The organism is Hyphomonas sp. J20-32 (genome assembly GCF_055808555.1).
Genome location: NZ_CM147873.1, coordinates 2,900,822 through 2,914,488 on the forward strand (window position 1 = coordinate 2,900,822; position 13,667 = coordinate 2,914,488).

General features: G+C 57.4%; 11 protein-coding genes. 4 read left to right on the forward strand and 7 right to left on the reverse strand.

Features of this window, described 5'->3' with window-relative positions:
• Positions 1 to 234: 234 nt before the first annotated feature.
• Complete coding sequence (locus AC0L7I_RS14025) at positions 235 to 771, reverse strand: hypothetical protein (RefSeq protein ID WP_473397046.1); 537 nt, start codon at positions 769 to 771, stop codon at positions 235 to 237.
• A gap of 221 nt (positions 772 to 992) precedes the next feature.
• Positions 993 to 1,391 (reverse strand): hypothetical protein, encoded by a 399-nt coding sequence (locus AC0L7I_RS14030; protein ID WP_473397047.1) that lies wholly within the window; start codon positions 1,389 to 1,391, stop codon positions 993 to 995.
• Between the two features lie 692 nt (positions 1,392 to 2,083).
• Between AC0L7I_RS14030 and AC0L7I_RS14035 the strand changes: the two genes are divergently transcribed.
• The 3 genes from AC0L7I_RS14035 to AC0L7I_RS14045 all read left to right on the forward strand — a co-directional run bounded on the left by AC0L7I_RS14035 (position 2,084) and on the right by AC0L7I_RS14045 (position 4,676).
• Complete coding sequence (locus tag AC0L7I_RS14035; RefSeq protein WP_473397048.1) at positions 2,084 to 2,560, forward strand: hypothetical protein; 477 nt, start codon at positions 2,084 to 2,086, stop codon at positions 2,558 to 2,560.
• Between the two features lie 94 nt (positions 2,561 to 2,654).
• A complete protein-coding gene (locus AC0L7I_RS14040; protein WP_473397049.1) occupies positions 2,655 to 3,005 on the forward strand; it encodes an MliC family protein in 351 nt (116 codons plus the stop codon).
• A gap of 54 nt (positions 3,006 to 3,059) precedes the next feature.
• A complete protein-coding gene (locus tag AC0L7I_RS14045; RefSeq protein WP_473397050.1) occupies positions 3,060 to 4,676 on the forward strand; it encodes a type II secretion system protein GspD in 1,617 nt (538 codons plus the stop codon).
• A gap of 91 nt (positions 4,677 to 4,767) precedes the next feature.
• Here AC0L7I_RS14045 and AC0L7I_RS14050 read toward each other — a convergent pair whose 3' ends face one another.
• The 5 genes from AC0L7I_RS14050 to AC0L7I_RS14070 form a co-directional block, all read right to left on the reverse strand.
• Positions 4,768 to 5,301: a hypothetical protein gene (locus AC0L7I_RS14050; RefSeq protein WP_473397051.1), complete on the reverse strand. Its 534-nt coding sequence runs from the start codon at positions 5,299 to 5,301 to the stop codon at positions 4,768 to 4,770.
• A gap of 523 nt (positions 5,302 to 5,824) precedes the next feature.
• Positions 5,825 to 6,253 (reverse strand): hypothetical protein, encoded by a 429-nt coding sequence (locus tag AC0L7I_RS14055; protein ID WP_473397052.1) that lies wholly within the window; start codon positions 6,251 to 6,253, stop codon positions 5,825 to 5,827.
• Positions 6,254 to 6,320: 67 nt separating this feature from the next.
• Positions 6,321 to 6,749: a hypothetical protein gene (locus AC0L7I_RS14060; protein ID WP_473397053.1), complete on the reverse strand. Its 429-nt coding sequence runs from the start codon at positions 6,747 to 6,749 to the stop codon at positions 6,321 to 6,323.
• Positions 6,750 to 7,206: 457 nt separating this feature from the next.
• Positions 7,207 to 8,112 (reverse strand): aldose 1-epimerase, encoded by a 906-nt coding sequence (locus tag AC0L7I_RS14065; RefSeq protein WP_473397054.1) that lies wholly within the window; start codon positions 8,110 to 8,112, stop codon positions 7,207 to 7,209.
• 19 nt (positions 8,113 to 8,131) lie between these two features.
• On the reverse strand, positions 8,132 to 10,582 hold the full coding sequence (locus tag AC0L7I_RS14070; RefSeq protein WP_473397055.1) for a glycoside hydrolase family 3 protein: 2,451 nt from the start codon (positions 10,580 to 10,582) through the stop codon (positions 8,132 to 8,134).
• Positions 10,583 to 10,746: 164 nt separating this feature from the next.
• Between AC0L7I_RS14070 and AC0L7I_RS14075 the strand changes: the two genes are divergently transcribed.
• The gene (locus AC0L7I_RS14075) at positions 10,747 to 13,662 is read left to right on the forward strand and encodes a glycosyl hydrolase 115 family protein (protein ID WP_473397056.1); all 2,916 of its coding nucleotides are present in this window, start codon (positions 10,747 to 10,749) and stop codon (positions 13,660 to 13,662) included.
• Positions 13,663 to 13,667: the final 5 nt, after the last annotated feature.

Below are 13,667 nucleotides of genomic sequence, written 5' to 3' on the forward strand. Positions count from 1 at the left end.
AGCCGCCGTCACGAGGCCAAACGCACTCCATGAACATCCTAACTAGAACTATTTCCATGCGGAGTGTATTATGCGAGAGGTAATATAGCGCTCATTTTCCGCCATGAAGGAGAAGGAGCGCCCACCAGGGAACACCTTTCACGATATCCAGCCCGCGCTCAGACATGGGCTCTATGCAGTGAACGATATCCCTGACAACAGCGCCAAACCGGGGCACAACCCCGGTCGCCATTCTCAATAGAGTTTAGCCGACAGTACCGCGTCGCGCGCACCTTTACCGCATTTTCCAAAACTACCGACGTCGACAGTGACATGATATTTTTTTTTGTATTTCGGCTGCTGCTTCTTTGGAACGTTAAAGCTGTATATATCCTCAGTCTTCCATTTGTATTTGGTTTGTCCAATCACGAATTTTACACCGCTTTTGCAGGTTTTTTTGTGAAGCGTTATCCCGACGAATCCAAGAATTTCAGGATTTCCATTCTTGTCGATCACCTGAGGATCAATGATCGCATATACCGCTTGCAATCCGGCGCGCGTGGCATCGGGCGTTTTTATTGTAAACGTACAGGAACGGTTGACCCCCAGCGCGGTATCCCCTGGACAGTCATTGGTGTGGCTGGAAATATGCTTTGACAAGACCGGCTTGTAGTCAAGCTGGAGGGCCGTCCCAGTCTGGTTTTTAATGGTGACAGTCGCCGTTGACTTGGCGAATGCCTGCCCTGGCACCAGTGAAATCATGGAAGCCAGTAAAAGATAACGGAGTTTCATTGTCTTTGCCTCTATATCGTCTCGCCAAGTCATTGAACTTTTGGGAAAAACCGCCTCAGTCGCCCAATTCCTGCTTAATGCATTCAGGTCCGCCCCCTGAATTAATCTACAACCAACCTGGCCTGCTTCGCGATTGCTGTGACCCTGGGAACTGCGGCGAGCCTTCATGAGAAGACTCGCCGAGCCACAGGCGTGGACGCCCAACTGGAGGATACAGTTAGTTACGAGCCTGAGATCGTGAATTCCGTGTGATAACGACTCTTGCCGGGATGGTATGATTTCTCGCATATGATATCGCAGTTCGTACAAACGAGAGTGGAATTGTCGCAAATCGGGTCTTGCGTCGCCGTCCATTTGAGTTCGCCGTCAAGTTTGACCTTGTAAGTGCACGTCGAGATTTTGTCCGGGGTCTCAAGGTTTGCAATTTTGACCGTGATATCTGCCACCTCATCTTTTGTGGCAGAAGACGAGATGTGCGAGAGGAAATCCACATCGTCGCCCGCAAGGAGTTTCGTGTCGACCTTTGTCGTACTTCCGCGGATGATCTTTACATTGTAGGTCTGCGTGTTGGTGCGGTTCCTGATCGATGTCTGCGCGGTTGGATTTGCCAAGCTCGTCAATGAGGTTTTCCTGCTAGAGTCGCTCTTGCAGCTTCCCGCCATGGCCGCAGGCGCAGCAAAAGCCATGGTACCGAAGGCGAACAAGGCGGTGGCAACAATTCTCGAGAGTGTCCTGAAGCGTGTGCGAGTAAGCATAGTAATCGTCATGGCTTTTCCTTTTTTCGGCCAAGTTTGGGAACGGCGACGCCTTGTGCGCCTCAATTCGGGTTTCCTACAGGGAAAGACATTATTCTTGCAGGCAATCTGGTTTGGCAGAGCCAACACCCCTCCTATGGTATTGATCCGTTGCCGATCCAATTTACTAAATCCGGCAGAACCTATCCATTACCTGCAGGGTAATGATCTTTTGATTTTTTTGGTCCGCCATAGAGTCGCGAAAACCGGCAATTCAGATTGGGCCAGATTGCTTCGGCGGCGCCTCATTCCGCGGATGCAATTCGACACCGAATTTCGAGCGCCACCTATTTTTTGCTTTGTCGTACTCTATGCCGCACGAAACCTTGTAGACTGTTTCCTCGCGCATGCCTGGCGGTCATAACCTGCTCCACTTAGTGCGGTGAGTGTGCGGTCTTCTCCATTACCTGTGGAGTAATGGACTTCGAAGTGGTCTGCAATCATGGTGACCGCGAGAACCGGTTTCCACCCGCGCAGTGCAAACCCGCAGACGCGAATGCCGATGGGGCGACATATTTGTGAAACAATTCTTTGAGCGCGCCATGCGTGCAATTTATCTTACAGCAGCAACGACGCTGGCCCTGATGGCTTTAATAACAATGTTCTGGTCGGTATTTGAAGTCTATCGGCATATTTTGACCAATCCCAGCATTGAGGAAGAGTTCATATCAGTCATGCTGCGGTCAGTCGGCGCGATCATTATTTCTGTCGCCATCCTCGACGTCGCAAAATACATGATCGAAGAGGAAGTGTTCCGGTACAAGGAACTGCGCTCCTCAAAAGAGGCCAGAGAGACACTGAACAAGATCCTGGTAATCGTCACCATCGCGGTTAGCATAGAAGGACTGATCTATATCTTCAAAGCCGGGGCTGAAGATGTCAGCTTTCTGGTCTACCCGGCTTTCCTGATCATTACCGCCGTGATTTTGATCATCGGACTCGGCTTCTACCAGCTGCTCAGTATCAAGGCAGAACAGCTCGGCAAAGAGCAATGACCGCGCCAGCTGCGTATGCCAGTTCAATTTCGCGCACAACTCCTGGATTCCTGGATGGAAGCACTGGGATTTTTTATTTTGGAGGAGTCCCGCTGTGATCAGGTCTAGAAACGTGCGTGTTGTCGCTGCGGCGATATTGAGCGCCTTCGCGGCAGCCGCGTGTGGCCCGCCATCAAGCAACCAGGCCGGGTCGGCGCAGGAAACGGCCAAAACCAACGAGCTTTCTTGCCCGGACGGCACGAGAGTCCGGGTTGTCTACAGTCCGTCCGGACAAGCCGCAGACCTGTTTGTCGGCGAAGCAGCAGAGTCTGTTCGGCTTGCTCTGGTTCGCTCAGGATCCGGCGCTCGCTACAGTAACGGCAAATTCGAGATATGGGAGCATCAGGGCAAGCTGAGAGTGACTTCGCCGGACGGTACGATCCAAGACGATTGCATAACGCAATAGCGGGCCATTCGCTGATCCGCCTGACAAGGGCGCCGCGGCGGAACCAATTCGATCGTGACGAAGCGTGACTGGAAAAATTCGGTCAGGCGGCGCGCTCGCGGCTGGGCTATTACTTGGCATGTAATAGATGCAACCACCAATTCACCCCAGAGTGCCGCTGACATGATGGTTGCAATGTGGGAGACGCATGTGAAGCGGCGATTGACTGATCCGAAAAGGCTTGGCCCCCTCGTCGGTCGCTTGGGGCTGATCCTTGGCCTGATGACAGTTGCCAGTTGCATCAGCGAACCGAACCTCAAAGACGATGCAAAGTTTCTGGCCGTCATGAATGCCTATCGTCAATCAGCCAAGGATTTCGAGGACGGCCGCCAGAAACGGGACGAACAGGCTGTCCGGAAATTCGAAGTTCTAAAATCGCCCGACGGGACGGGGTTTCTTGTCAGTATAGATACGCAGGATGCATCCGTATCAAGCGTCATCGGTCGTATTTTCGAGGCATCCGGCGAGCCTTTTAATCTGTCCGACATCCGACTGAACGGCAAAGCGACAGTGCGTTTCGACAATTTGCCCCTGCTGGCGGCAATAAACCAGATCCTGAGATCGCAACGCGTCTCCGCCTTTGTCCAGGATGGCGTCTTCGTCTTTCGGCACGGCGGCCAGATCGAGGCGAACGACGACAGCGGAGGCGGCACGATTTACGAAGAAATCGCCCTCAAACATATTGCTGCGGCGGACGCGATTGGTTTGCTCTCTGGCCTTTACCCCGACGATGTCAGCAGCGAGGATGACAGCTCCTCGACGCCCATCAGCTTCGGGGCGCTGCCTGAATTGAACACGGTTTATCTAGCCGGACAGCGCGATGACGTCATGGGAGCTGTCGCGGTCCTGAGCAGGACCGACCGCGATGTTCCGCATGTTCTGATAGAGGCGCTTGTTGTCGAGTTCGATGTATCGGTCACTACCGCACTGGGAGCAACCCTCTCCGATGGAGCGACCGGCAATTTCAGCAATCTTGGTCTGTCTCCAGGCGATATCGGAAAAAACATAAGCTTCAGCCTCCTGAACGGGGCTGGAAACACGGGACAATTTTCTGCGCTGATCGACTTGCTGGTCAGCCAAAACAAGGCCCAGGTGTTGTCTAGGCCATACGTCGCGGCGCGCAGCAACCAGCAGGCCACCGTAGCTATCGTGAACCAGCGTTTCGTCACAATCGAGAAGAGCGTTGACGGCGCGGCGATCACCAGCGCCGATTCCATCGATGCTGGCGTCAATCTCGATATCACGCCCACGGTCCAGGCCGACGATATTATCCGGCTTGACTTGCAGGTCGAGGAATCCCAGTTCGAAGCAACTATTGGCGATGCACTGATAGCCAAGGCGAGCAATTCAGCGACAACGTCTGTCAGTGTCTATGACGGCCAGACAGTGGTTATCGGCGGCCTCAACCTTCGACGCCACGACACGTCGAATTCTGGCGTGCCATGGATCCGGCGTATCCCGATCCTGAATCTTTTCAGTTCAGAACAACGCTCTTTCGAGCAGAACAAGGAAGTTGTGATTTACTTGACGCCCCGGATATGGACGCCGGGTGTGACGACGCCGCTGACGGCGATGAATGGTATGAATGTCGATAGTAGAACTTTGACAGATTTGGAGCAGTTTGGGGATTGAGGCTGGTGATCGCCACCAGTTCCTGCCTTTTGGCGCGGACGGGGCCTCGCACGGCATTCAGCGTGAAGGCCGACGCGTCGCCTCGCCTCCCTTATTTGCCGTTGATGATGAACTGCGTATTCCATTGACTGGCTGAATTGTTCCAGGATTTCTGACAATCAAGTTTGAGGATCGTTGCGAAATAGGGATCCAGATCAGGATCCAGCTCGCACCCGTCGAGGCTCCATTCGGTCCTGCTCTTCATGCCTCTGTCTTTCGTCGTATTCTTGATCGTATAACCACAAGTCGCGAATTTTGTTTTCTTGTCATCCATCATGATGACCGCCTTGATAGGCGTCTTGCCTGTATCTTTGACGGTGAATTGTTTCTGATCCTGGTCATTGGCTCCAAGCACGCGTCGGATGCGAAATGTATCCGTACGATAATAATCCACCGTGAATATAAGGCCTGTATTATTATTGACCTTAATCACCGTCATCGTGGCCAGTGAGGTTAAGGCCAGGCCAGATTTTTTTGTGGTTTTGCAGTTTCCGGCACTGGCGGCAGATGTCGAGGCAACGCCGATGACAGCGCTCAACGCCAGAAATCTGACCAGGCCCGACGAGATGTTCGAAATCCGCGGCATAGTTCTCTTCTCCATTAAGGGGTGCGGTTGACGCAATCAGCCGCGCTGTTGACCAGAATTCTGTCCAGACTGACTGTCATATCCCACGACGTCTATTATCCTGAGGGTAATAGGCAAGAATACACCACATAAGGCTGCGCCTCTGCCCGGAAACGCCCGTCCGTGTTCGGCAAACCTGTCTGACAGGCCTGTCGAAGGCAGCTAGAATTGTCCCATGTTTTCAGTGCGGCGCTGAGCAGTCCCTGCAGGGCCGTGGCGACGGCGCCAAGTTCGGTGCGGAGGCGATAGACCGATGCGACAGGCAAAGCGACGGGCTTGGGATCGCCGCGTTCCTGCTAGCGGGCAAGGCTGCGCGCGAGGTGTTTGGCGAAGAGGTCCGGCGCTTCGAGCACCCTGTAGAGCGCGCTGATGCGGGCGAAGAAGGGGGCGGCCGGTATGGACCCCGCCCATTGGCGGTCTAATGCCAGATATTCACCGATTCACGTTAGCTTATCAACAGCGGCTCAGCCACTCTGTAAGACGATTACTGCCTGGCCGATTTCAGGGCGGCATATTCCGATTGGCTGTAGCCGCATACCACTTTGAGGCTGTCATCTGAATCGATGACCGCGGCACAGCGTTTTTTGCCGCCCTTGTTACCGCTTTTTGCCGAAGCATTTTCGGGCGCGTCGGTATCGCCTTTCCTGCGCTCAATGAAAATTCTTCGTGCCGATGTTCCATCCTTATAGTGATATTCCGAAGACTCACCCGGCGCCAGTTTCTTCCTTTGACAAACCACCCCGATCAATCCGTCGCCTTGAACAGACTCCTTTACGCCAGCACATCCTGCGGCTGTCCAGTAAGCGACAACTGTGCTCGGTGTCGCGTTATACAATCGGGAATCAGCCCATGACGGCATCGCCGCCAGCAGGACCGCGGCGCCGATAGTCAACGGTAGCTTCATATTCGTCATTGCGTATTTCCTATCGCCTATTTGTGAAATATAGCGCGCCTGCATCACGCCCGCCCGGTTTTTGAAACTACTCCCCGGCGGCCTTCAACGCATCATATTCCTTCTGGCTGTAACCGCATTTCGTCCTGAATTCCTGCCCTGACTTGATGATCGCGGCGCAACGCTTGCTGCTGCCCTTATTTCCGGTTGAGGCTTTCTGTTTTTCATAATTTCCGGCTGCGTCTTTGCGGCTGACGATAATTATCCTGCCCGACGTTCCTTCCTTGTAGTGATAATCGGAAGATTCGCCAGGCGACAGTTTCTTTTTTTGGCAAACGAGATTTATCGAATCCCCTCCTTGCGCAAAATCGCTCTTCAAACCAGCGCACCCGAAAGCAGTCCAGAACACATAAACATCCGTATCGGTTGCGTTATAGACGTGCGAGTTCGCCATTGCCGAAAGCGGCATCATCAGAACCGACGCGCCTACCAAGATTGGCAAAATGATTTTTTTCATGCTCCGTTCCTTTCAATTCGCTTCCGCAACTCCAACGCGAACGACTCGTCCCGACGCGAGAATATGGCCGCCAACGATTCCAGTCCGCCATCTTTCGGGGACGAATACTCACTATTCAGGGCCGTTGCCGCACACCTATCCAGCGATGCGATACGTTTGAAACCAATCTGTTGATCTCAACACTACGCGCTCTTTACGGGCCTTTCCATTACGCGAAAGGTAATGGCGCCAAACCGGGGCGCACAGTGGCAAGGAACGCAGGAACGGACAGGCGTAGCGACACGTAGCCTGCATGCTCGCTGGCAGATCTGAAATTCGCTTTTGCTTGATCCAACGCAATTGGACTCATGTTCGTCTGCTCCGGGCAATAGATATCTAGTCCACCTTGCGCCTTTTGCCCGGCTTTCCGGGAATCGCTGAGGGCGTGGAAACTGAGACGTCTGCGACTGGTATCCCTCTATCGAGGAGGTGCCTCTACCCTGCCCGATTCCAGCGTGGCCCGAATGGAAACGGAAAAGGCAAGTGCTTCTGAGGGCGCCAGAATTTCCAGTCCGGCAGATTCGGGGGCGGCGGCCTCGAAGGCACCGGTGGCGTGCGAGACCGGCTCGAAACAGAAATAGGACTCGCCGGCAGGCGTGTAGACGACGCAATACGGCGCACCGCGCAGAGATTGAACCAAGACCTGCAAGCCGGATTCCGGCTGGGTGATTGAGGCGATCCCTTGCCAGCCCTCGTAGCAATGATCGAGACCGGTTTCGGACACAGGTCGCGACGAGGCAAAACTGGTCGCACGAGTGAGCGCCACAGCGGCCAGAGGTCCACCGCCCATCGGCGGCGAGGCGGATGCGGCATCGAATCGAAGCGTCGTTTGCCTCGTGCACGGAAAATAGGGATGAAATCCAAGCCCTGCGGGCATGGGCCTCGTGTCGGCATTCCTGAGCGACAGGGACAGGCCGATACCCTGTTTGCCGACGGTGATCTCCTGCAGGCATTCATAGGCCCACGGCCACCAGCCGGTGCCCCGCAGGCGCAGCAGGGCCCGCGAACCATCCGCCGCGACAACCTCCCAGGGCCTCAGCCATCCCTCGCCATGGATTACATGGGCGTCGCCCGTCCAGTTTTTCCCAAGCTGGTACCGGCGGCCCTGATGCGTGAACACGCCATTGCGTATCCGGTTCGAAAAGGGCACGAGCGGGAAACAGGCCGAATCCAGCGCGCTGTCGATGCCGGATCCGGCTTCGGGCCGCAGCACGTCTAGCCCGCGAAAGGTGGCAGACACGATCCGTCCGCCGCGTGCCGGGTCGACCGCGACCGCATAGCCATCCGACGCGAGCCGCAACACAGGATGTGTCATGCCTGCCATGCCTGGATCCGAACCCGGCCTATTCACCCAGGCAGGTCTCCTTGCCGTCAGCATCCTCGGCGAAGCGGACGTCGGAGACGGCGATGGTACCGGTGCCGTTCGCGCGAAGGCTGAAGGGCGACGTTACGGAGTCGAGGTTCAGCCCCTTGAGACAGCTGAGCGAGACGCGGACCTCGGTCCACTCGCCTGCGTTCGCCTGAGCGGCTGGCAGGGCCTGATAGGTGGCGCAACCTTCGCCTTCACAGCGCATGCCGATTTCGACACTACCACTGACGTTCGATTTCAATGTGACAGCGAGTTCGATATCGGCGTTGGATTCGCGCATGAAATTACGCGCCTTTCCGTCTGTGAAGTCGATGCGGGACTCGCCGTCGCCCAGCGTGAACAGGAGCGCGTCTTCCTGCGCAGCATGGTCCACACGCGCCTCAGTGACGTTACCTGAGGTGTGAGCCGTCCATGCGGCGACGAAACTACCCTTCTCGAAGAATGTTCCGTTGGCACGGGCCGAGACGAGCGCCTCGCTGACGGTTTCGTCGAGCTGGGCCACCTCGCCCGGCGCGGCATAGGACAGGCCATAACCATAAGCGAACAGGGGATCATAGTTCGTATCGCCAACATTGAGAGGCGTCTGCTCGGCGCGCCGGGGCCAGGAGAAGGACAGCTTTCCGCGGTAGTCGTAGCGCGGCTGACCAGCATCATCGCTGAACAGGAGGTCGGCAATGCCAGCGCCTTCGCTGCCCGGCAACCAGGCCGCGACGAAGGCATCGGACGCGTTGATCTCGGGGTTCACCCACATAGGGCGACCAGACAGGAACACGCTGACGACCGGTATGCCGTCTGCTCTCAGCTTTTGCAGGAGCTTGCGCTCTTTCGAGCCGTCAATGTCATAGGCAAGATGGTCGACATCGCCCCGGAACTCAGCGTACGGATCCTCTCCGAAGACCACAATCGCGACGTCGGGGCGGGTGGTATAGGTTCCATCAGCGCTGTAGGCCGCGGCGGCGGCGACTGACTGGATCCCGTCAAGAATCGAGCTCGCGTTCGGGAACAGGTCGTTTTCCATGCCCCCGCCCTGCCAGGTGAGGGTCCAGCCACCCGCCTGCTTGGAAATGCTGTCGGCGCCATTGCCGGCAACGAGCACATTCGCATCCGGGCGTATCGGCAGGACGCCATTCTCATTCTTCAGGAGGACGAGCGATTCCCTGACCGCCTGACGCGCCACTGCGCGGTGATCGGCTGAGCCGAGGAGGTCCAATCGTCCGGCCAGTGCGCGCTCGGACGGGCGCTTTTCGTCGAACAGGCCGTAGTGGAGTTTTGCCCGCAGTATCCGGCGTACGGCGTCGTCCAAGCGCGCCTCAGGGATAGTTCCCGACTTCACCTGCGAAAGCGTGTTCTCATAAAGCCCGCGCCAGCTGTCGGGAGCCATGTACATGTCGAGGCCCGCCAGCAGGGCGTCGGGACAATTCTCATTGGTACATCCCTCGATCTGGCCGTGCGCATTCCAGTCGCCGACGATAAAGCCGTCGAAACCCATCCGCCCTTTCAGCACATCGGTGAGCAGGTAGCGATCACCGTGGATCTTGGAACCATTCCAGCTCGAGAAGGAGGCCATGACCGACAGCGCGCCAGCCTCGATAGCGGGCGGGTAGCCAGCGGCGTGCAGGCGCACGAGGTCTGCTTCGGGAAGCACCGCGTCGCCCTGGTCCTTGCCGCCGGCCGTCCCGCCGTCTGCGAGGAAATGCTTGGCGGTCGAGATCACGTGGCTGTCATCGAGGAAGCCATCGGAACCAAATTTTCCCTGCAGGCCTTCGACGATTTTCGGGGAATAGGCGCTGACAATTTCCGGGTCTTCGCCAAAGCCTTCATAGGACCGGCCCCAGCGATCATCGCGCGGCACGGCGACGGTCGGCGCAAAGGTCCAGTCGTGCCCGGTAGTGCGCAGCTCGATGGCGGTGATGCGGGCGATCTCTCCCATCAGCTCCGGATCGCGCATGCCGCCGAGACCGATATTGTGGGGAAACAGCGTACCACCGACGACATTGTTGTGGCCATGCACGGCATCGATGCCCCAGATGATCGGGATAGCGACCTCGACACCTTCAGGATCGACAGAAGCCATGTAATAGGCGTCGACATCGGCGACCCATTCCTCGACCGTGCCATAGGGCTTGCCATCCGGGCCGGAATTGCCGCCGCTGAGGACCGAGCCGATGCGGTAGCGCTTGACCTCTTCCGGGGTGATGGAACCATTGTCGGCCTGGATGACCTGCCCGACTTTCTGTTCCAGCGTCATCTTCGCCATCAGGTCGTCGATGCGGGCCTCGATGGCCGGGTCGATCAGGTGGCTCTCGACAGCGGGCCAGAGCGCGGTGGTCGGCTCTGGCGCGGCCTTGTCGGCGCCATCATTACAGCTCGCCAGAGCCAGGGCCGATAGCCCTGCCAGCAACGCTTTTTGCATGTCGTTAGCCATTCGATTTCCTCCCCAGGATGGTCCGGTATGTTCAGCCTTCTTCGTCGCCGCATGTCGTGACACGGCGCTCAGATAAGGGTTGCGCCAAAAAATGATGGCGTTAACATTTTGGCTAAACGAAAAAGTCGGCCTGTTCAACGGGAAACGGACTCAAGGGAGACGACATGACCGCAAGGACGGCAAAAAAAACATTCGCCACCGGCCTGTTCAGCGCGCTGTTCCCGCTCATTCTCATGTTGGCACCGGTCGCTTGCGCCCAAACTCCCCCGCCTGTTGCGATGGCCCCCGCATTGCCTCCGGCAACGATTTCCAGCGAACGGAGCGACAAAGATTTCCCGCTTTTCGCGGATGGCGCCGCGGCAGTCATACTTGTCGACGCGCATGACGATCCCGGCATCCTGCGCGCAGCGCGCAACCTGCAGGCCGACCTCGAACAGCGCGGGTCGGCGCGACCGGAGATCCGCACCGCCATCCCGAGGGATGCAGCCAACCTGATTGTCATAGGATCTCTGGAAAAGTCACGGTGGATCAAGGAACTGCTGCATCGCGGAGCGATCAGCGATGCAGGGCTCGCCGGGGAGTGGGAAGCTTTTTCGCAAGAGGTTGTCGACCATCCGTTCCCAGGTGCCAGCAGAGCATTGGTGATCGCGGGGGCCGACAAACGCGGCACGATCTATGGCGTCTACGACCTGGCAGACCGCGCCGGCGTGTCGCCCTGGGCCTGGTGGGCCGATGTTCCGATTGAGCGTACCGACGCACTCCATGTGACGCCCGGTCGCCGCCTCGAAAAACCGGAGGTCAAATATCGCGGCATCTTCCTGAACGATGAGAACCCGGCCCTGTATGGCTGGGTCAACGAAACATTCGGCGGCTTCAACCACGCCTTCTACGAACGCGTCTTCGAACTGCTGCTGCGCCAGAAGGCGAATTACCTGTGGCCAGCCATGTGGGGCAAGGCTTTCTATGATGACGACCCGATGAACGCCGTGCTGGCTGAGGAGTATGGCATCGTCATCGGCACGTCGCACCATGAGCCGCTGGGCCGCGCGCATATCGAATGGGAGCGCTACGGCGAGGGCGAATGGAACTATGCGTCGAATGCGGACCGACTACGCGCATTCTGGCGTGAGGGGGTGGAGCGGATCGGCGACCGGGAGGCCATTGTCACGGTGGGCATGCGCGGAGACGGCGACGAGGCGATGACCGAAGGCACCGCCATCGGCCTGCTGGAGACCATCGTGGCCGACCAGCGCAGTATCATTGCGAACGTCACGGGCAAGCCGGCATCCGAAACCCCGCAGATATGGGCCCTCTACAAGGAAGTGCAGGACTATTACGATCAGGGCATGGACGTGCCCGAGGATGTGACGCTCCTGTTTTCCGACGATAATTGGGGCAATATCCGCCGCCTGCCGGAAACGGGCGCCGAGCGGCCGGGCGGCTATGGCGTATACTATCATTTCGATTATGTCGGAGACCCGAGAAACTACAAATGGATCAACACGACCCAGATCGAGCGCGTGTGGGAACAGATGAATCTCGCGGACGCTTATGGCGCGAAACAAATCTGGATCGTCAATGTCGGCGACCTGAAGCCGATGGAATTCCCGATAAGCTTCTTTCTCGACATGGCCTGGGATCCGTCGGACTGGCCGCTCGAACGACTTGAAGCCTATCCCGAAACCTGGGCGGCTGAGCAATTCGGGCCAGACCATTCCAGCGAGATCGGGGAAATGCTGACCGCATACACAAAATACAATGCCCGCCGGAAACCGGAATTGCTGGAGCCCGGCACCTACAGCCTGATCAATTTCAAGGAGGCGGACCGTGTGGTCGAGGACTTCAATGCGCTAGCTGAACAGGCAACGGCGCTGAGAGCAAAGCTTCCGGAATCCCAGGACGATGCGTACATGCAGCTGGTCTGGTTCCCGATCCACGCGGCCGCCAACCTCAATGAGCTTTATGTCACCGCAGCCAGGAACCGTCTTTATGCGCATCAAGGCCGCGCTTCCACGAACGCGCTCGCAGACCGCGTCGAAAAGTTATTCGAACGGGATGCTGAACTCGCCAAAATCTATCATGAGCAGATTGCGGGCGGGAAGTGGAACCACCTCATGTCGCAAACGCATATCGGCTACACTTACTGGCAGCAGCCCGAGCAGGACAACATGCCGGGCGTGGTGCGCATCGACATTCCGGAAGACGCCCGGATCGGCGTATCCGTGCCGGGGACGGCGGAGGTCGTGACCGGTCCGGGCACAGAATTGACGATGCCAGTCTTCGATCCCTACGCCCGCTCATCCCAGACATTTGACGTGTTCAGCACCGGTCAGGCGACGCTGGACTTCATCATGTCCACTGACAAGGATTGGGTGGATGTCGCACCCGCCCGAACACCCCGGACGACAGAGATGGCTGTCACAGTCTCTATCGACTGGGCAAAAGCCCCGCCCGGCAGAGCCATGGCGCAGCTTTGGCTCGACAAAGGCAACACCCGAATTGCCGTCAACATCCCGACGCACAATTTCGACGTGCCTGTCGCGGGCCAGCCTTTCATCGAAACGGATGGCATTGTCAGCATCGACGCCAGTGACGCGCACCAGGTGAATAATTCCGACGACATCACATGGCGGATCATCCCCCATCTCGGGCGCACAGGCGACAGTATCACCATGTTCCCGGTGACAAGCGCACCGCAAGTGCCGGGCACACCATCCTCCGCCAGCCTGGAATACAATGTCTATGTCACAGAGCCTGGCACTTACACGGCCGATGTGACGCTTGCGCCCAGCCTGGATTTTCGCGGCAAGGGCGGATTGCGGTATGCCATTTCTGTCAATGATGAGGCCCCACAGGTCGTCAACATCAACGCGGACACTTCGCATGCCGCGTGGGAAAAATCCGTCGCCGACTATGCCCATGTGCGGCGAACCGAACATGTGATCAAAGAGGCTGGCCTGCAGCGCGTGACACTCTGGATGGTCGATCCGGGTGTCGTTTTCCAGCATGTCACGCTCGCCCGCGGGCCGGTACCGGACTCCTATCTCGGACCGCCGCCGAGCGTGAAAGCGGCAAAATAGGCTGG